Below are 16740 nucleotides of genomic sequence, written 5' to 3'. Positions count from 1 at the left end.
AAGACCTGAAACAAAGAAAACCTGAAACAAAAATCCACAAAGTGTAGCTCCGCGTGAGGGATAGTAGCAAGCTACCGAAGTAGCGCGAATAGCCCGATATAGGCAGTACAACCAAAAGTATTAATATACTTAATACAAAAAAGGTCGAAAAAGCCAACAAAATCAATACTTAAAGCTAAAAAGGTCGAAATTCCAACTTAAAACGAATTGTACTATTTAGTACCATTATGCTACCGTTTGAACACAGGTATTAAACACTTTAAACACCTTTGCTACCGTAAGAGACTACAATATAGTGGATTCATGCTAAAAAGCCTTTAAAATAAGGCTTAAAGGCAAATTAAAAACCGTTTAAATAAGTATTTAAACGGTTTTTTTATGCCTTAAAATATTGAGGTTTGATTTTTTTAAATAACTAAGTAATTGTATTTGCGGTTAGTTTTGGGGTTAGTGTTGCAGTTAGATTTTTACCAAAAAAAACACTTATGCTAAAATAGATAATACATAAAAAATCATATATATGGATAGAAAACTATCCATCGAATAGGGGATAATACCTTTAAAAGCTCGTAAAAAATAAGAATATTATGCTGAATATCAATTGATTACACTAAAAAGCGCGCTTTATCACATGAAATATCTGTAATATATCATCAATTGGGTAATCGAATGGCTTAGATAATGGATTTCTTGAGGTTAATGTTAAGCTTCCATTATCGTTTAAACATTGAATGTCTTTATGCCAAGTTCCCTTTTTAGCTATGACAACAAAACCATATTTTGTATTGTGAAAACCGTTACACCATAGATGTTTACCAACTTCACGCCCTAACAGGTCAGCTCCTGAAGGTGTATCATAACCGCCATTGTTCCACATACTGTCACCAAGAGATTCAAAGCCTAAATAGTTTCCGCGACCTATATGATCAACTTTAAAAGTTATGGTTGAAAACTCTTCTTTTAATAATATCTCATCATTGTAACATTCTATGTATGAAGCGTGTGCGCTAAATGGAATCTTTAATACTTCAATCCTAATAGTGCCATCAGGATATACTAAATACTTATTACCATTAGAATTCTGTAAAATTTCAGGTTCCTGGCTATCATCGAAAAGCTTCGCCTCGCTTAGAGTATCATATCCAACTCTACCAAAGTCATTTAAAACATAATTAATTTCACTTTCAGGATATATTGTATTAGCCTTTTTTTCCATATCACCAGCTCCTGATAATAACCATTCAATGTTGATTTCTGGAAACTTAGATAAAAGGCTATCTAAAAAATCAGAATTTACTGAACTTAATTTTTGTTTTCCCTTAAAACTACCATAGGTCATGCCTAAATCTTCAATAAATTTCACCATTCCAATGCCTTTATAATCAGCATATTGCAATATTCTTTCCTTAATAAAGGATATATTTTTATCCATAATGTATTTTTGGGATATATTTTTATCTATATTTGTCACGACAACAAGACAAAACTATGGAGAAAAATATCAATGTCCTAACAATAGGACAAAAAAGTGTAAAAGAAATCCAAAGCTTAACCTCGCGATTACAGTACGGAGATTCCACAACTCTCGGAGAAGCAATTGGTTGCACACCTGATACAGCGAAAAAAAGATTTAACCGTGGCAATGTTGATGCATATAATGCATTGGATAGAATTATTTCTGCGAGAGAGAATGTAGTTAAAGATTTAAAGGAAAATAATTAATTCAAACTTATATGTTCAAATTTCAACAAAACACATTATGCGTTGCAAGCACTTGGCTTTATGATTCAGGGATTATGTCTGAAGCTAATTATAAATACTTGTGCTCAAACGGTAAGATTAAAAAAGTAACTATTGGTGGCAACGGCCGTAAAGCTTTAGTTGCTTACGAATCTATTCCCGATCGTTTTAAGAAAACGATACGTGAAAAAGTTGGTGATCCTTACGCAAGTGTTAAGAATATTGTTTTTGGTGATTACATGAATTGGGACCACGATGCAGAACAATATTTCAAAGATTATCTTTTAGATAACGGTTCACACTTACCGGAAGAAAAACAAAAAGAATACACCCATCAGGCAATAATGTTCAATGCTGTTAAGCACATTGCAACAAATGTTGTTGTTCAGAAAAGATTTGGAGGAAAAAAACAAATGTGGGACCGGATGCTTGAAGCTATTAGCAAATTGCCCGATACATGGATGTATACACGTTACAAAAACGTGGTTTCTTTCAAAAGAGCAATCCAGAAATACGAGCAAGAAGGTTACGGTTCAATTGTTTCAGGAAAATGGCTAAACAGTAATCCATCTAAAATTGTTGATGATGTTGCCGATTTCATTATGGCGCAATATTGTCTTCCGGTTAAATACACGATTTCAGAAGTTCTCAAAATTTACGAATCAGTACGTGAAGCCAAAGGATGGAAAACTTTATCTGAAAGAGCAATTGGGGCATGGCTTGACAAAACAGAGCAAAAACGCATTTGGATGCTTGCCCGTGATGGTAAAGACGAATACATGAAGCACTTTGGCCATACAGTAACTCGTAATCGTACAGAGTGGTTTCCAAACGCATGGTGGGCAATTGACGGTACTAAGCTTGATTTAGTACATTTTGAAAACAACAAACAGAAGATGGCAGCTGCTTTAAAAATAAACGTTGTTTTTGACGTTTACAGCGAAAAAATCATTGGTTGGGATATTGCTTACACGGAAAACCATGCATCACACTTTAGAGCTATTAAAATGGCTGTTAATGAATCGGGTTGCCGTCCTTTTCTTTTTACTTACGATAAACAATCTGGTCATACATCAGCAAAGATGCAAGACCTATACGAAAAACTTCCTGCGAAAGGTGGCGAACACTATAGTCATAAGGTTGGCAGAAAGTCAAGTCCAGCAGAACAGATTTTTAACCGTTTGCAACAACAGGTAATTTCTAAAATGTGGTTTTCGGATAAACAATCTATCAAAGTAAGAACTGCAACAAACAAACCTAACACTGACTTTATTGTTGAGTATAAAAACGCATTACCTACAGTTGATCAATTCAATAAAATATTTACTGCCTTAGTGAATAAGTGGAATGCAGGAAAACAGGAAGACTGGGAATATAACAGAATTGAAATGTACAACCAGGCAACGGAGCACCGAGAAGAAATCAACATTATGGATCAGCTTTCTATGTTTTGGATTGATGAAACCAAAGTTAAAAAATACTATGCTCACGGAATGCCACTAACTGTTGAAGGCAAAGATTACATCTACGAAGTGTATGACGAAACCAATAATGTTGACTTGAATTTTAGAAGAAAATATGTTGGTGAGAACCTGATTGTTAGATATGATCCTGAGCGATTGGATGAATTTGTTGGATTGTATGAATTGACACCATCAGGAGAAAAAAGATTTGTTGCCTACGCACAATCTAAACGAATGCACGAATCAATTCCAGTCTTAATGAAAGGAAATTCTAAAGCCTTATTGCTTCAAGATGTTTCTGTTAGAGATCAGGAATTTAAACGTGACCAAGAGGCCTATGAAAGATTAATACACCGCACAGGTATAAGTAGAGAAAGCTTAATCGAAGAGCAGGAGTTGATGGTTAAGTTTCAAGGGCATCTACCTAAAGAGGAACAAATGGCAACAGACAGCGGAGCCTTTAACACACGATTTTCAAAATATTAAATACTGTTTAAACCCTTATTAAACCTATAAAAATGACACACCAAGACAAAATCCAAACCGTAGAAGCATTAGAAAAATTTATTGTTCAAAAAGGATCACAAAACCAAGTTGCCGCCGGCATGGCTGGAGTATCTCCAGCAACATTATCACAAATGAGAAACCACAAGTGGGATTTGATTGCTGATGATATGTGGCGAAAAGTTGCCAAGTATGTAGGTGTATCATCCAATGGATGGAACTATGCTGAAACTCGCAACTCTAAAGAATTGTTAGAATTTTTTAACGACAGCCAAAAATTCTCATTAGTGCTGGCAATTACTGGAAAATCCGGAGCAGGAAAATCTGAAATCGCTAAAAAATACGAAGCTGAGAACAAAAACGCCTTCTTATTGTCATGCAACGAGTATTGGGACAAACGTTGGTTTCTTAGGGAATTACTAGGAAAAATGGGAAAAGATCATGCAGGATTGACATTGCCAGAGATGATGCATAAAGCCGTATTGCTTTTAAAAACATTAGAAAATCCGATCATAATATTGGATGAAGCTGATAAGCTTGCAGACAATGTACTGCTATTTTTTATCACTCTTTATAACGCATTAGAAAATCATTGCGGAATCGTATTAATGGCAACGCACTTTTTAGAAAAGAGAATCAGACGCGGTGTTGCAACTGAAAAGAAAGGTTACAGAGAAATTTACAGCCGTGTTGGCCTTCGCTTTATCGAACTGGAAAACACAACGTATACTGATGTTGAAAAAATATGTGTAGCAAACGGCATCGAAGATACTGCAATAATCAGGGCTATATCAAAAGATTGCGACGGTGATCTTAGACGTGTTCGAAGATTGATTTTTTCAAATAAAAGAGCATCCTGATGGATTTTCGAAACCATCCCATTATTGAGGGACTACGGATAAACGAAGACGGAACGGAAATTTTTTACAATGATGTTTTGTTAAGGGCTTTTAAAAATGATGAGACAAGAGAAAATCCAACGCTCAAAGTAAATTTCCTGAACAAAGCTCATTCAGTAACAAAATTAGTTTGTGAGGCATGGAACGGCTTAAGCGCGCATTCAGCACAACGAGCAAGCAAAATAATTTTAACGGCCGGCAATCATTACTCAAACTTAGAATGGAAAGAAGGTGCAGCGAACGGAGTTGGAAATTTTAAGCAAAAAATAAAAATTGAAGACTATGATGATATTCTGGAATTGAAAAAAAATAAAAAAACCTGTGTCGAAATAGCCAAAATGTATGACGTGAATCAGTCAACAATTGCCAGAATAATAAACAGATATGTTGAAAAAGATAAATAGGGCCTATTCAGTATCAAACGTTCTTTCAAAAAAATTTAATCCACTTGGTTTCTCTGGAGAATGGGAAGCAACACTTGGAAAACCGGATAAAGCATTTTCAGCAATTATTTGGGGCGGTACCACAAACGGTAAGACTGAAGCGGCTTTAAAATTTGCAAAGTACTTAACCAATTTTGGCAAAGTCGCTTATGATTCTTTAGAACAAGGACTGTCTGCAACAATACAGCAGGCTTTGATTAGAAATCACATGGACACTCTAGGAAACTCCTTTATGCTGTTAGATCGAGAACCATTTGACGAACTGATTATAAGAATGAGCAAACCCAAATCGCCTGATTTTCTTTTTATCGATTCGGTGCAATACACCCGGATAACGAAAGCACAATATTACCAATTGAAGGAATTGATGCTAAAAAAAGGAAAAGGCATCATTTGGATTTCGCAAGCAAAAGGAAGCTTACCAAAAGGCGCATTAGCTGATGATATAATGTTTGATGTTGACTTGAAATTATGGGTAGAGGGATTTAAGTTATTCCCGGATGGAAGGTTAAACGGTGGTGGTGAACCATTCGTTATTTGGGCTCAAAAAGCCGCTAAATATTGGAAAGAAATTATATAAAAAACAACTAGCATGAAAACAACAATTCAAAAATTAGCAATTACACCAGAACAACTTGAATCACTGATTTGGAATATTTATCAAAACTGGTGTGAGAGTGTAAGCATCACAACTATTGAACTTCAACAAATTTTAGCTAATGCAGCAATTAACCGCTGGTTTCTTTTGGAGCTTCAAAAATGCGAAATCGAGTTTCACACCTTAACCGATCGCTACAGTGATAGTAATGTAACCGAAAAGGATATGGAAAAATGCTACAAGGACTGTGCATTAAAACTTTTTAATATCCGGCCAATGGCGTTGCTTAACCAGATTACAAGATCAAAAACAACAAACGGAACAAGAGTATTTAACGCCTTAACTCTCAATTAAAAATGAACGATAAAACCCAAATATATAACCGCCTGGAAGATTTACACATTGTGTTGTCTTTTTGCTCAGAGGGGCAATTCTTAGGTAAGATATTCGTCTTTACAGTCCTTGAAAGGGTTTGTATTAATCAGGAACGAGGTTCTTTATTATCACAGATCAACAACGACAATTTCCCGCATGAAATCAGGAGTTATACAATACCTGCCAACATCGAAGCCAAAGTAAAAATAACAATCGAAAAAATACAAGCTACTTCCTGGGGCGGATTTAATCAAAATTTCTTTAACAATGAATCATATTAATAACATAACAGTAAAAGACGCAATAATCATGAACACAGAAACACTACAGCAACCAGACCTATCAAAATTCTCAGCTAAACAACTAAAAGACGCTTTAAAAGAAGTTGAGTCCAAAAAAGACGAAGACAGACAAGCTTATAAAGACCTCGTAGAGCAAACAGTGCCAAAAGCAATATTTAAACTTTGCGCAGCATCTGAAGCACTTTCGAGGGCTAAAACAGAGACTTTCAAATTTTTTGAAGACATCATAAATCTTAAAGCTGGTGTGTATGGTATTAAGGAAAACCAACAATCGCACACATTTTCTTGTAAGGATTCTGAAATAACAATAGGATTTCGTGTTACTGATGGTTGGGACGACACGGCAAACACGGGAATTGCAAAGGTTGAAAAATACATATCATCATTGGCAACTGACGATAAAACAGCAGCTTTAGTTAGAATCGTTTTTAATCTGTTGAAAAAAGATGCAAAAGGAAACCTAAAAGGAAGCCGTGTCCTGGAACTTCAAAAACTAACAAAAGATTTCGATAACGAAGAATTTACAGACGGTGTAAAAATCATAGCTGATTCTTATAAACCAGTTCGTTCAGTGTGGTACATCGAAGCCGCTTTAATTCGCGAGGATGGTTCCAAAACACCAATACCACTTTCAGCCAGTTCAGTAGACTTTTTAGCAGGTTATCAATTTGATTTTAATAAAGATGAAAAACATAACAATAATACTATTAACGACTCTCCTGATTCTAATTAACGGGAAGGACATAACCACTTACATCGAGTGGGTAAAATTTAAGATAAAAACAACCTATAAACAATGGCAAAATGAGCACAAATAAAGACAATTCAGACAGTGTAGGGCTTATTATAATAATCCTTACCACAATTCTTTTTATCAGCTTAAAACTAACCAATACGATTGGTTGGAATTGGCTTTGGGTCTTCACGCCAATTTGGAGTGTAATAGCCTTGTTCGGGTTTTTCGTTCTAATGGCAATAATATTCGAATTTCTATCAAAAAGATTTTAGGTTAGTTAATTCGGTTTCCTGAGCAGCTCAGTGGCTAGAGCATTTGGTTCTTGGATAGGTGTTTGAAACACATGTAAAACCTATTCGTCAAAAGGTCGCGGGTTCGATTCCCGTCTCAGGAGCAAATTTAAAACAACAACAAAATGAGTATACCAAAGCACATACAATTGAAAATTTCACTCTTTATTCCGCAATATCAAGAGTTAAAATTTAATAATTCAATGGAATATTTTGAATGGTTAAAAAGAACTTCGAAAACAGAAATCCTTTTCAAAGACTCTGGTCAGGATTTATTAAAATTTCATGTTGCGGAATCCGGTGAAATTATAGACACCGATATACCCTCATTAGGAAATATTTATAACGGAGCTCTTTTATTAGATGATCCAGAGCTAATACTTTCAGGTGACACTATACGTATTTGGATTCCACAGTTTAATGAGGTTTCAGCAATAAAATATGAAGTTGTAAAAGTAAATAGAAAGTCAAATGACAACAACTAAATCACCACAAGTCTACAGCGGAACCGGTTCCGCAATCGACAACTACAACAACCCTAAAAAACAGCTTCAAAACATTGTTAAAGGAGCAAATGACGCTAATTGGGGTTTGTTCGACAATAAGAATCAGCAGCACAAAGCAATACTATCACAATTAAGAACATTGCAATGGGTGGTACCATCTGAAAAATGGGGCGAAGTAGCTGATTTGAATAGATTGAGTGACTTTTTAAAGAGTGATAAATCGCCAGTTAATAAGCCTTTAAAGAGAATGAACGAAAAGGAGCTTTCAAAAATGATTAGCTGTTTTGAATCAATGGTAACTAAAAAATATAAATAAGATGGATGGATTTATTGTATTTATATGTTTGATCGTAGTTGTAGTAGGTAGTTTTATGTTAGGCAGGTTATATGAAAAATCACCAGAGCCGAAAGTAAGAAAATCAAAATTTCCTAAGTGCACTTGTAAAGACCCAAATGATTGTAACATCTGGTGCCACGCTACAGAATCATTTTCAATAGATTTTAATGATGGAAAAATATAGCATCACCGAAGTTTGCCCGCATGATGTAGCCTACATCAAAGTACTTGAAAGTGTATGCACTTGCGAAACCACAGTACTCACTTGCGTTGATTGTGGTAAAGAATTAGAAAAACCTAAAACAGAATGTTAAGATGAGTGATTTTATAGAACATACGCTAACAGTACAGGCTTATGGAAGTTTATTTAATTCTGAAATTGAAAATTATATAAAACAGGCAGCCATTAAAAACAACTTAGTTTTAAATGGGTCTTTTGGAAGATCAGATTATGTATTTTATTTCGATGCATATCCAACAAATCATCTAATCAAATACACAATAAAATTTATGGCCAGACCAAAAACAGCAGACGAAATACTTGCTGAACAAATCGAATTTCAAATCAAACAATTAGAATCATGAAAGTAAATCTAAAATTATCACCATCGCATCTCAATGCATTGGTGCATCACTTTCCAAGACCACCATACCCGCCTGAAAAATCACGTGAAATAAAAGTTGCCAGATCGGTTTTGGATAAAGTGATCATTAAGTTCGAAAAGAAACAAATTGAACAGAGCCGGCAAAATTCAACACTCTTTACCAAACCAAAAAAGATGTCGTTTAGCCTGGAATATTTTGAGGGTCATTATCTGGAAAAATTCATTTTATCAGTTGAAGATTACCCAATGAGCGAATACGACAGAAACGTACTCAGGCTAATAAAAACAAACATTAATCAACAATTATCATGAATCCATCCACAAAAGAAAAGATTGCTAAGATTTACGAGCTTGTAAAACGAGGTACAACAGATGGTGAAAAAGCTGCTGCCGAAATTGCTTTAAATAAGCTCTTAAAAAAACATAATCTATCAGAAGAATATTTGCTAACTATCCATCTAACACAATATGAGTTCAAATATGCCACTCAGTTAGATTTGGATTTGTTTGTACAGCTTCACAGCTTCTTTTTTAAAGAAAAGGAATTTAATGCCAAAAAAACAGCTTTTACCCGGAAGAGTATTTTTATTGATCTTGAGTATGTTGATTGGATTTTGTTGTCAACAGCTTATGAATATTTTAAAAGGCACATGAACTCACAATTTAAAAAACTTTGTGTGCCACTTATAAAGAAATGCAGATCAGCAAAAACACAAAACAAGCGCCGGAAAGAATTACAAAAAGAGTTCTTTTCCAGATATGTTATAAAATCTAAAATTTATAATCAGGAACAAGTTCAGAATGTTGATTTATCAACTCTAAGCGATAAAGCCAGGGCCGACAGAGAAAGAATTGAAGGAATCGAAGGCGGTTCATATCACAGTCAAATTAACACAGGTTTATACTTAGAATAATATGAAAAAGAAAATATACATAGCCGGAAAAGTAACCGGCGAACCAATTGCACAATGCACAATGAAGTTTGGCAATGCCCAAAAACAAATTGAAGCTCTAGGCTTTGAAGTTGTGAATCCGCTAGCTCTTGTTAACGACTGGAAAGCTCCTTGGCACGAAGCAATGAAAAAATGTTTAAAGGCACTAATTGATTGTGACGGGGTTTTAATGCTCGATGATTGGCACTTAAGCAAAGGTGCAAAAATAGAATTACAATTGGCTATAAGTTTAGGGCTTAGCGTTCAGTATTATAATACCAAATTTCAGCCAGTTTTTGACCCACGTATAAACTATCAATTTTAAAATTAAACCATGGAACAACTCACAACCTACCACGCCAAAGGCAAAGAAATAGGTTTAGTATTCCTGTTTAAATACGATTTAAACGGCAATTTAAAGCTATTTGAAATCTCCGAAGGTGAATTGAATGTAAAGCAAATCAAATGGTTATTCTCAGACAATTTTCCCGCTACAGAAATGATCGTTAAAACGGTTTGGATGAAGGACGAAAAATACACCAAAGTATTTGAAATAATTGTGTCGCCTGCTGATCTATCTTTTAATACTGGCTGGATAATTTACGATCACAAATTATCAAAGCAGGATGCAGAAAAGTCCTTCAAAAAAATGAATGAAGCTGAAAGAATTAAGTTTTTTATTTCGCTTCCTGGTTACGAACGTTATTTGAAAAGAAGCGGGATTGCAAAAGCTCACATGTCAACATATATCAACAAGCGATATTATGACAACGAATACCCGGAAGAAATTAAAACAAAGAATTTCAATCCTATGATTCAGGATTTGGCAAGACAAAAAAACAACAGGCGACAATAATGGCAACGATAGGCAAACATGGAAAAGTTATTTATTCTGAAGAGGACATCCAGTTTATAAAAGATAACTTCTTTCAAATGACAAATGATCAACTGGCGATTAAACTTGGAGTTTCTAAATTTACTTTAAGGCTTAGGTTAAATGAGCTTGGTATCTACAAAATTAAATATGACTACTGGTCCAAAGAAGCTGTTGAATATCTAAAAGCAAATTATAAGACGATGGGAAATGTTGAAATTATAGAGTATTTCAGTATTCATTTTCCAAAGGCTAAGGGATGGCATAAGCGCCATATACAATTAAAGCTTGAACAGTTAGGACTTAGACGAAATTATCAGGACTTATGGATTATAATGGAGCGCAATATGCAGAAAGGCAGTTACGGAGAACTAAAGCCAGATCGAAACCGTATGCCGATGCCAAAAATATATGTCATGGTAGATGCCAAAACCCGTATTGAAGTAAAACCCGGAAGCAATATCAATGAGTTGAAACAAAAATATGAACAAAGAAATGATCACCAAAAAAAATAACATCATGGCAAAAACATTTACAAAAGTTACACAAACTTACTCCACAAAAAACAAACTGCAGTTTTTAATACTTCAGCATTTAGAAACTGTTGACGGCTTTCTTTTTGAAAATAAAAACGAAGCTGCCGGAACTATTAAAACACTGTTTAAAGCGGCTTTAAATGACTACAAAGGTAAAGCGGCAATACCAGAACTAAAAAATTACGAACCTAACAACAAATCTCATGTTTATCATGTTGATGAAGTGATCACTATTTCAATTTATAACGTCCTAACTGATTTATCATGATACTAGGATTTAGCACACAATTAAACGGAAAACCAACACATTTTGTTGAAAAAATCACAATAGGACTGTACAGGCACGGACTTATAACATTAGATAAAGCTTCCGAACTACTTAATATGCCTATGAGTGCTATTGATAAAAGCGAAGTAAAAGTAAAAATACACACTATCCGGGAAGACAAAAACGATCGTTGGAAAGCAGGAATGAATATTGATTTTTTTATCAATGTCCGCAAAAAGAACATGTTTCGATTTGCTCCGGTTCTGCCAGTGGTGAGTACTCAGGAAGTCTTTATGACTAAAAGAGGCAATGAGATTGAGATTACAGTTTCAAAGGTAGGTTCTTACGTAGGTGATGATGATTTTTATTTATATCACAATGCTAAAGTTGAATTAGCACTTAATGATGGCTTTGATTCCTTAGAAGAGTTTAATACATATTTTGCAGAACGTATCAATGAAAATTACACTCAAACTGGTAACAGTTGGTTCACAGGAAAAATTATCCATTGGACAGATAAAGATATTAAGTACGGATAACCGTAAAACAATTTAAAAACAACTTATTACCTTTGAAAAATGCATAAATATTACAACATAATAGATCGTGAAAAGGAAATTCTAAGGAAAAAATTAGCTGAAATTGATCGGCGATTTAGAATAACAATGGCTGTAATATATTTCTTTGGAGCTTTAATTATTGGAGTCCTTATTTATGTAGGAGATATTTTATCTATATTTGATTTTTAATTTTAATCAAAAGGCTATAATAAGCCATTATTGTTAAAAAGGCGTAAAAAAGCCAATATTCTAACAAAAAGTTAGAAAAATACTTAACGATTTGGAAATCAAGAAGATTGGAACAATAACAAGAGTAATTTTTAAATAATGGATTTTTACGATTTTTTAAAAGACTTGAATGATACCGCAAAAGAGCGTCTTAAGACACCTATAACAGGTGCATTTATTTTTTCTTTTCTAATTTATAATTGGGGGCCTATTCTCTTACTATTGTTTTCAGATGCTTCAATGGAGGACAAAATTGCTATGATTAACAATGTATATTTTACTATATGGGCAATAATAATCCCCGTGGTAATGGCTTTTTTTTATACTATTATCATACCTTTAATAATGATTGGTGTTGATTGGCTTTTAGAACCAATAAAAAAAATCAGGATAGCGAGGATTTATACATCTAAGGAGTTTATAACAGATAAAAAAATTGATCTTGCGAAGAAACAGTTTGAATTAAAAAACGTTGAGACTGGAAGCAAACAAATTGAAGATTTCCAAAAACAAATAAGTAATTTAACAGAATCTAACACTCAAAGAGAAACTACTGACGGTAATATAATTAAAGGTTTAAATGAAAAATTAAAACAATCAAATGATTTACTAAAAAGCTTGTCAGAAACTATTGTTGAAAATGACTTAGAGGTTTTAAAGAATAACGGTGTATCTCTAAATTATAATGAAAAAGTATTATCCGTTAGATCACTTATTATGAATCGACTTTCAATGAATGAAAGATTTGAATTTTATCAAATCGGTTCAATGAAAAGTTTCTTCGATCACCATACAATAACAAAGAAAAACAAAGAAAAATATTTAGCATTAGAGCTTATAAAGATCGATAGCAAAGGGACTATTAGTATAACTAATCTTGGAAGACAAGTTATTAAAGAATTACCGGCATATATTAAACATGACACAGATAAATAAAATTATATTATATTATATGAAAAAAATTATACTATTAATCGCATTACAATTTTGTTTGGTTGTTCAAGCACAAGATTTTGAAACAATAAATAAAATTCAAAACAGTTCACTTGCAGATTTAAAAGTGATCACTAATAAATTAGTTAACCAGGGAAATCAAAAATTTGAATTAGCAAAAGAAAAAGAAACTCCGGAATATTATTTATTAGCTTATATTCCTGTTGGATTAAGTGCTGACCAAAAAGAAGAGTCGAGAATAAACCGTTATGAAAATGGAGTTGTTTTCAAATTATCTAAAACTGATCAAGGTTATAAGTTGAGAGAATTTCAAGCTGATAAAAATATTATGTTCGGTTTTGTTAATTCTGTTTTTTATCCTGGTGCAAATGAAAATGATTTTGTTGAAGCTTCAAAGTATCGCGACTATCTTGATAATACAAAAGGATATAAATTTCATTTCTATTCAGGAGATTCACCACAAAGCAAATACAGGTTTTATTCGTATTAACAAAAACCCGCTAAAGTAGCGGGTTTTTTGTTGCTTATAATTTCATTTTATAACTTATAAACTTGATTTGGTTATAATCTGTAACTTATATATATTTGCTACATGTCAGTAACCTTAAATCGAAGCCTTGGAGTTCAACGTAATAAGTTATTGCGTTACAAGCTTATTAAGGAACTTTACCAAAAAAGTGTACAAGAGCATCCTTACACTCCAACTACTAAAATACTGGAAATATACATTGTTCCAATTTATCCAATTTCCCGTACTACTTTATACGAGATTCTTTGTACTTCAGTTACAACAGAACTAAAAGAAGTTGAAACTGCTATAGAACAGCAGCGACTTTTAAAAGCTACCCAAACACAGTTATTTGCTTAAACATTAGCAAATCCAATTGTGTAAGTAATTTGATATTCCTGGATTCCATCATCACGCCTAATTCTTTTTAGGCCTGTTCGCATTAATGCTCCTGAAACTTCTGTTGGCTTCCAACCGTGAACCGTTTTATGTAAATCCTCGATGATAGTCCAAATAGTCCAAGCGTTATCTTTTTGTGATTGTGGTGCTCTATGGCTTGTATTGCTCAATTTTATATCTGCCAAAATAAATGTTATCGTACCATCGGCTAACTGTCGGTTAATTGGATTTGCCGAATTGTCTTTTCCGATATTGCTAAAATTTAATGATGTTATATCAATCAAAGCACATGGAAATTTAGTTGGAGGATTTGGGCTATAGCTGTCCATTTGTCCCCAATCTTCATCAATGTATTGTAAAGCCGCAATTGTGGCTAATTTGGTTTGAATTGCTTGTAAAAATGCTTTCATTTCTGTTTAAGTTGGTTAAAGTAATAAGATTCTAATTCTTTCATATTAAGACCTACAACATCTTCTATTCGCTGTCTCACAATTGGATGATCGCCAATAAACTGACGTTTTTCAATTTTCATTTTTGCACCTACTTTTTGCAAGGCTAGGTTTTTCCATTGTTGTGCTTCAGCTGACAATCTTTTGCTTCTTTCGCTTTTGCCTTTTCCTGCCGCACCTGAAGCTTTGTAAAACATAGCCCAAAAGAAGCTTTTCATTTTGGCGGTTACTTCAATTTCGCCACCTTCATTATTTATTGTTGCGTATGGTAAAGAGCTGGACCAGGTTACAGAATTTCCGTTTTGCTTTGACATGATCGAACGCCTCAACTTTCCTGATCTGGACAGTAAAGAACCTCTCTGATTAGGTAATTTTGTGCCATTCCATTTTTTATTAAAAAAGGCTTTTCGTTCAAAATTCCTGTCGAATTCTTCCGTTAAATCCACTCTAACGTCAGATATAATGTTTTTTATAAAATCTGTTGGATTCATATTTTTATACTTAATTCATTGTTATTCAAATTACTTTCGTAATTTTGCTTTTATGGAAGGAAAAGACCTTTATAACTCTTTGGTGTCAAAACGTGATTTTTCAGGCAATACAGCTGATGAATACGCGCAATTTTTGATGACTTTGTTTTTCCATTTAGGTACAGATTTATTTCCTTTATTAGAATCTGCCAAAAAAGAATCAAAAGTATTGTCTCTAAAAACTGAATTATCAAACGGTAATGTTTTAGTTGATGATTATTCTGTTGAAGACATTATTTTAATTTAGTTTTCAATTCCTCGATCAGCTTGATTGTATCATCATACAACTCAGGAAGTATATTTTTAAAAACATCATTCCCGGCAAACTTATTTTCAAAAGCATGTGCTAGAAATTCAGCTTCAGACATACCTGATATTTTAAAATAAGCTTTACTATGCCCTTGGCCATAATTTGAATTTAATGCCATAATTGTGTCAGATACTGCACCACATTTAGAAACCGTGTCCCAATCCTCGTTCAACTGTGATTTATAACCTAAATTATAAGCTTTAGTTTCAGCTTCAGAATAGCCATTATCGCGGCTTAATATTGATCTGTGCTTTTTCATTAAATCAGTTACTGACTTTACTGATTTTAAATTGTACTGCCAATCTGAAGCATGCCCAAATTCATGATACACTACTGATTCCGCTTTCCATTTACTGCGCAACCTTGCCTTATCAATTGGAATAACAACATAGTTTTTATCCGGATGATAAAAAGCTCCACTTGTACCAACATTATCAGGGCTAACATTATGGAATTTGGTTTTCTCCTTTAAAAAAGTAAAGATTTCGTTGTTTACTTTTATTCCTGTCTTTTTTTCGTAATCATCAATGCCTGAAGGAATGAATTTATTTTCAGTTTCTTTAATTTGCTTTTGAACTTCTTTAGCTCCTTTAACTTTTCCGTATGGATGAGCCGGCGGAAAAACAACTTTTTGCGCACCAGGATTAAATCTGAAAATTTCAAGTCTGTTTTTGCCATCCTTACCAATTTCTGTTGTGGCTTTGTCGCCGGCACTAATTGCGGTTTCTGAATTGCTTTCGTCATATTTGCCTTTTAGAACCTCGACTGCTACACATCGGCAGCGCCATCCATTTGGCGGATAATACATGCTCCAAAAAGGATCTTCTTTTGGGAGTGTTATATCTGCTAAAACTTGGTGCGAAGCTCTTACACGTTCATCCTGTGCAGTTCTATACTGCAAGTTATAACGATCACCAAGATTTGACCATTGCGCAGCAGCTTGCGAACTTGCGACTGCAAACTCATATTCAGCTTCCAGATAGTTTTGATTGTAGTTTGCATTCAGTTTGTCAAAATCTTTGCTTACTTCAGAAAAAGGCTTTAATCTTCCATCATCTTTCAATAACAATTTCGAAGCTTCGAACAATTGTGCATTTGCTTTTAATGATCCAAACAATCTGGCATTATTTTGCAAATCCGTTTTCATAATTTCCGGCATGTCATTGTCTTTAATGGCAAAGTCAAAAGCATCGAAAGTAGATTGTATTAATTTTTGATAAGGTTTTTCTGTTTGTAAATCTTCAGGCTTGTAATTTCCTTTTTTATGCAAGTGTTTAAATGCTTTTTCACCATCCTTTAAAAGCTGTTTAAATCTATCATTTACACCTAAATTTAAAACCGTGTATTGTTTTTTACAATCATCACAACTACAATTATACAAACTGTCTAATCGC

Annotated in this window: 27 protein-coding genes and 1 tRNA gene; 24 read left to right on the top strand and 4 right to left on the bottom strand. The window is 33.8% G+C overall.

Annotation, left to right across the window (positions count from 1 at the left end; translation table 11 throughout):
* Positions 1-610: 610 nt before the first annotated feature.
* Positions 611-1432 (bottom strand): XRE family transcriptional regulator, encoded by an 822-nt coding sequence (locus J3495_RS16420; RefSeq protein ID WP_210667646.1) that lies wholly within the window; start codon positions 1430-1432, stop codon positions 611-613.
* 56 nt (positions 1433-1488) lie between these two features.
* Between J3495_RS16420 and J3495_RS16415 the strand changes: the two genes are divergently transcribed.
* From J3495_RS16415 to J3495_RS16305, 23 genes are all read left to right on the top strand, one after another.
* Positions 1489-1722, top strand: coding sequence for a hypothetical protein (locus tag J3495_RS16415; protein WP_210667643.1), 234 nt, complete (start codon positions 1489-1491; stop codon positions 1720-1722).
* An 11-nt stretch (positions 1723-1733) separates the two neighbouring features.
* Positions 1734-3689 (top strand): hypothetical protein, encoded by a 1956-nt coding sequence (locus J3495_RS16410; RefSeq protein ID WP_210667642.1) that lies wholly within the window; start codon positions 1734-1736, stop codon positions 3687-3689.
* Positions 3690-3721: 32 nt separating this feature from the next.
* Positions 3722-4567 carry an ATP-binding protein gene (locus J3495_RS16405; protein WP_210667640.1) on the top strand — a complete coding sequence of 282 codons (846 nt, stop codon included), beginning with the start codon at positions 3722-3724 and terminating at the stop codon, positions 4565-4567.
* Entirely contained in the window at positions 4567-5010 is a 444-nt protein-coding gene (locus tag J3495_RS16400) for a helix-turn-helix domain-containing protein (RefSeq protein ID WP_210667638.1), read from the top strand. The genes J3495_RS16405 and J3495_RS16400 overlap by 1 nt, the downstream gene beginning before the upstream one ends.
* Positions 4991-5629, top strand: coding sequence for a hypothetical protein (locus tag J3495_RS16395; protein WP_210667636.1), 639 nt, complete (start codon positions 4991-4993; stop codon positions 5627-5629). Before J3495_RS16400 ends, J3495_RS16395 begins: the two co-directional genes overlap by 20 nt.
* A 12-nt stretch (positions 5630-5641) precedes the next feature.
* The gene (locus J3495_RS16390; protein WP_210667634.1) at positions 5642-6001 is read left to right on the top strand and encodes a hypothetical protein; all 360 of its coding nucleotides are present in this window, start codon (positions 5642-5644) and stop codon (positions 5999-6001) included.
* 2 nt (positions 6002-6003) lie between these two features.
* Complete coding sequence (locus J3495_RS16385; protein ID WP_210667632.1) at positions 6004-6303, top strand: hypothetical protein; 300 nt, start codon at positions 6004-6006, stop codon at positions 6301-6303.
* A complete protein-coding gene (locus tag J3495_RS16380; RefSeq protein WP_210667630.1) occupies positions 6290-7057 on the top strand; it encodes a DUF3164 family protein in 768 nt (255 codons plus the stop codon). The genes J3495_RS16385 and J3495_RS16380 overlap by 14 nt, the downstream gene beginning before the upstream one ends.
* Positions 7058-7348: 291 nt before the next feature.
* Positions 7349-7454, top strand: a tRNA-OTHER gene (locus J3495_RS16375).
* 21 nt (positions 7455-7475) lie between these two features.
* On the top strand, positions 7476-7835 hold the full coding sequence (locus J3495_RS16370) for a hypothetical protein (RefSeq protein WP_210667627.1): 360 nt from the start codon (positions 7476-7478) through the stop codon (positions 7833-7835).
* Positions 7822-8172, top strand: a complete 351-nt coding sequence (locus J3495_RS16365) for a hypothetical protein (protein ID WP_210667626.1) — start codon at positions 7822-7824, stop codon at positions 8170-8172. Before J3495_RS16370 ends, J3495_RS16365 begins: the two co-directional genes overlap by 14 nt.
* A 188-nt stretch (positions 8173-8360) precedes the next feature.
* Positions 8361-8507, top strand: coding sequence for a hypothetical protein (locus tag J3495_RS16360; protein ID WP_210667624.1), 147 nt, complete (start codon positions 8361-8363; stop codon positions 8505-8507).
* Position 8508: 1 nt separating this feature from the next.
* Entirely contained in the window at positions 8509-8778 is a 270-nt protein-coding gene (locus J3495_RS16355) for a hypothetical protein (RefSeq protein WP_210667622.1), read from the top strand.
* Positions 8775-9110 (top strand): hypothetical protein, encoded by a 336-nt coding sequence (locus tag J3495_RS16350; protein WP_210667620.1) that lies wholly within the window; start codon positions 8775-8777, stop codon positions 9108-9110. The genes J3495_RS16355 and J3495_RS16350 overlap by 4 nt, the downstream gene beginning before the upstream one ends.
* The gene (locus J3495_RS16345; RefSeq protein ID WP_210667618.1) at positions 9107-9712 is read left to right on the top strand and encodes a hypothetical protein; all 606 of its coding nucleotides are present in this window, start codon (positions 9107-9109) and stop codon (positions 9710-9712) included. Before J3495_RS16350 ends, J3495_RS16345 begins: the two co-directional genes overlap by 4 nt.
* 1 nt (position 9713) lies before the next feature.
* A complete protein-coding gene (locus J3495_RS16340) occupies positions 9714-10055 on the top strand; it encodes a DUF4406 domain-containing protein (protein WP_210667616.1) in 342 nt (113 codons plus the stop codon).
* A gap of 9 nt (positions 10056-10064) precedes the next feature.
* Positions 10065-10586: a hypothetical protein gene (locus J3495_RS16335; protein ID WP_210667614.1), complete on the top strand. Its 522-nt coding sequence runs from the start codon at positions 10065-10067 to the stop codon at positions 10584-10586.
* Positions 10586-11119 carry a hypothetical protein gene (locus J3495_RS16330; protein ID WP_210667612.1) on the top strand — a complete coding sequence of 178 codons (534 nt, stop codon included), beginning with the start codon at positions 10586-10588 and terminating at the stop codon, positions 11117-11119. The genes J3495_RS16335 and J3495_RS16330 overlap by 1 nt, the downstream gene beginning before the upstream one ends.
* 4 nt (positions 11120-11123) lie before the next feature.
* Positions 11124-11408 (top strand): hypothetical protein, encoded by a 285-nt coding sequence (locus J3495_RS16325; protein ID WP_210667610.1) that lies wholly within the window; start codon positions 11124-11126, stop codon positions 11406-11408.
* Positions 11405-11947: a hypothetical protein gene (locus J3495_RS16320; protein WP_210667608.1), complete on the top strand. Its 543-nt coding sequence runs from the start codon at positions 11405-11407 to the stop codon at positions 11945-11947. The genes J3495_RS16325 and J3495_RS16320 overlap by 4 nt, the downstream gene beginning before the upstream one ends.
* 348 nt (positions 11948-12295) lie before the next feature.
* The gene (locus tag J3495_RS16315; RefSeq protein WP_210667606.1) at positions 12296-13132 is read left to right on the top strand and encodes a hypothetical protein; all 837 of its coding nucleotides are present in this window, start codon (positions 12296-12298) and stop codon (positions 13130-13132) included.
* Positions 13133-13148: 16 nt separating this feature from the next.
* Positions 13149-13640, top strand: coding sequence for a hypothetical protein (locus J3495_RS16310; protein ID WP_210667605.1), 492 nt, complete (start codon positions 13149-13151; stop codon positions 13638-13640).
* A gap of 102 nt (positions 13641-13742) precedes the next feature.
* Positions 13743-14018 carry a hypothetical protein gene (locus J3495_RS16305; protein WP_210667604.1) on the top strand — a complete coding sequence of 92 codons (276 nt, stop codon included), beginning with the start codon at positions 13743-13745 and terminating at the stop codon, positions 14016-14018.
* On the opposite strand, the gene J3495_RS16300 is transcribed toward J3495_RS16305, so the two are convergent.
* Both J3495_RS16300 and J3495_RS16295 read right to left on the bottom strand, forming a co-directional pair.
* Positions 14015-14467, bottom strand: coding sequence for a hypothetical protein (locus J3495_RS16300; protein ID WP_210667603.1), 453 nt, complete (start codon positions 14465-14467; stop codon positions 14015-14017). The genes J3495_RS16305 and J3495_RS16300 overlap by 4 nt on opposite strands.
* Positions 14464-14997: a hypothetical protein gene (locus tag J3495_RS16295; protein WP_210667602.1), complete on the bottom strand. Its 534-nt coding sequence runs from the start codon at positions 14995-14997 to the stop codon at positions 14464-14466. The genes J3495_RS16300 and J3495_RS16295 overlap by 4 nt, the downstream gene beginning before the upstream one ends.
* A gap of 52 nt (positions 14998-15049) precedes the next feature.
* On the opposite strand from J3495_RS16295, the gene J3495_RS16290 reads away from it, so the two are divergent.
* Positions 15050-15283 carry a hypothetical protein gene (locus J3495_RS16290; RefSeq protein WP_210667601.1) on the top strand — a complete coding sequence of 78 codons (234 nt, stop codon included), beginning with the start codon at positions 15050-15052 and terminating at the stop codon, positions 15281-15283.
* Here the strand turns inward: J3495_RS16290 and J3495_RS16285 are convergent.
* Complete coding sequence (locus J3495_RS16285; protein WP_210667600.1) at positions 15270-16616, bottom strand: phage head morphogenesis protein; 1347 nt, start codon at positions 16614-16616, stop codon at positions 15270-15272. The two genes, J3495_RS16290 and J3495_RS16285, sit on opposite strands and share 14 nt — an antisense overlap.
* Positions 16617-16740: the final 124 nt, after the last annotated feature.

The organism is Flavobacterium geliluteum, assembly GCF_017948595.1.
GTDB classification, from domain to species: Bacteria; Bacteroidota; Bacteroidia; order Flavobacteriales; family Flavobacteriaceae; genus Flavobacterium; species Flavobacterium flavipigmentatum.
The sequence above is the reverse complement of the archived record's forward strand: the minus strand, read 5'-3'. Positions and strand labels throughout refer to the sequence as shown.

Coding starts and splice junctions, on each gene's coding strand:
- J3495_RS16420 (WP_210667646.1), bottom strand. CDS start 1,432: ATGGATAAAAATATATCCTTTATTAAGGAAAGAATATTGCAATATGCT.
- J3495_RS16415 (WP_210667643.1), top strand. CDS start 1,489: ATGGAGAAAAATATCAATGTCCTAACAATAGGACAAAAAAGTGTAAAA.
- J3495_RS16410 (WP_210667642.1), top strand. CDS start 1,734: ATGTTCAAATTTCAACAAAACACATTATGCGTTGCAAGCACTTGGCTT.
- J3495_RS16405 (WP_210667640.1), top strand. CDS start 3,722: ATGACACACCAAGACAAAATCCAAACCGTAGAAGCATTAGAAAAATTT.
- J3495_RS16400 (WP_210667638.1), top strand. CDS start 4,567: ATGGATTTTCGAAACCATCCCATTATTGAGGGACTACGGATAAACGAA.
- J3495_RS16395 (WP_210667636.1), top strand. CDS start 4,991: ATGTTGAAAAAGATAAATAGGGCCTATTCAGTATCAAACGTTCTTTCA.
- J3495_RS16390 (WP_210667634.1), top strand. CDS start 5,642: ATGAAAACAACAATTCAAAAATTAGCAATTACACCAGAACAACTTGAA.
- J3495_RS16385 (WP_210667632.1), top strand. CDS start 6,004: ATGAACGATAAAACCCAAATATATAACCGCCTGGAAGATTTACACATT.
- J3495_RS16380 (WP_210667630.1), top strand. CDS start 6,290: ATGAATCATATTAATAACATAACAGTAAAAGACGCAATAATCATGAAC.
- J3495_RS16370 (WP_210667627.1), top strand. CDS start 7,476: ATGAGTATACCAAAGCACATACAATTGAAAATTTCACTCTTTATTCCG.
- J3495_RS16365 (WP_210667626.1), top strand. CDS start 7,822: ATGACAACAACTAAATCACCACAAGTCTACAGCGGAACCGGTTCCGCA.
- J3495_RS16360 (WP_210667624.1), top strand. CDS start 8,361: ATGATGGAAAAATATAGCATCACCGAAGTTTGCCCGCATGATGTAGCC.
- J3495_RS16355 (WP_210667622.1), top strand. CDS start 8,509: ATGAGTGATTTTATAGAACATACGCTAACAGTACAGGCTTATGGAAGT.
- J3495_RS16350 (WP_210667620.1), top strand. CDS start 8,775: ATGAAAGTAAATCTAAAATTATCACCATCGCATCTCAATGCATTGGTG.
- J3495_RS16345 (WP_210667618.1), top strand. CDS start 9,107: ATGAATCCATCCACAAAAGAAAAGATTGCTAAGATTTACGAGCTTGTA.
- J3495_RS16340 (WP_210667616.1), top strand. CDS start 9,714: ATGAAAAAGAAAATATACATAGCCGGAAAAGTAACCGGCGAACCAATT.
- J3495_RS16335 (WP_210667614.1), top strand. CDS start 10,065: ATGGAACAACTCACAACCTACCACGCCAAAGGCAAAGAAATAGGTTTA.
- J3495_RS16330 (WP_210667612.1), top strand. CDS start 10,586: ATGGCAACGATAGGCAAACATGGAAAAGTTATTTATTCTGAAGAGGAC.
- J3495_RS16325 (WP_210667610.1), top strand. CDS start 11,124: ATGGCAAAAACATTTACAAAAGTTACACAAACTTACTCCACAAAAAAC.
- J3495_RS16320 (WP_210667608.1), top strand. CDS start 11,405: ATGATACTAGGATTTAGCACACAATTAAACGGAAAACCAACACATTTT.
- J3495_RS16315 (WP_210667606.1), top strand. CDS start 12,296: ATGGATTTTTACGATTTTTTAAAAGACTTGAATGATACCGCAAAAGAG.
- J3495_RS16310 (WP_210667605.1), top strand. CDS start 13,149: ATGAAAAAAATTATACTATTAATCGCATTACAATTTTGTTTGGTTGTT.
- J3495_RS16305 (WP_210667604.1), top strand. CDS start 13,743: ATGTCAGTAACCTTAAATCGAAGCCTTGGAGTTCAACGTAATAAGTTA.
- J3495_RS16300 (WP_210667603.1), bottom strand. CDS start 14,467: ATGAAAGCATTTTTACAAGCAATTCAAACCAAATTAGCCACAATTGCG.
- J3495_RS16295 (WP_210667602.1), bottom strand. CDS start 14,997: ATGAATCCAACAGATTTTATAAAAAACATTATATCTGACGTTAGAGTG.
- J3495_RS16290 (WP_210667601.1), top strand. CDS start 15,050: ATGGAAGGAAAAGACCTTTATAACTCTTTGGTGTCAAAACGTGATTTT.